We start from the raw sequence: 211 nt of genomic DNA, 5'->3' as shown, positions 1-211 counted from the left end.
CCCCCCCCCCCCCCCCCCCCCCCCCCCCCCCCCCCCCCCCCCCCCCCCCCCCCCCCCCCCCCCCCCCCCAAACCAAAACCCCCCCCCCCAGATTAGCGAGTGTCTCGTGGGCTCGGAGATGTGTATAAGAGACAGGTGCGTGTGTAGTCCATATCGGCAACTCTCCGCTGCGGCGAGTCAGTTGTCCAACAGGTGATCTGGATGAGATTGT

1 protein-coding gene is annotated in these 211 nt (G+C 69.2%); it reads left to right on the top strand.

Annotated elements, in window-relative coordinates; genetic code table 11:
- The coding region (locus ACPYOG_RS21335) for a hypothetical protein (protein ID WP_481296021.1) at positions 1-196 on the top strand (196 nt) is incomplete at its 5' end.
- Positions 197-211 lie beyond the last annotated feature (15 nt).

It is taken from the genome of Leifsonia sp. HAY1-4F (assembly GCF_056755275.1).
Note: the sequence above shows the minus strand (reverse complement) of the source record. Positions and strands in the feature narration are given on the sequence as shown.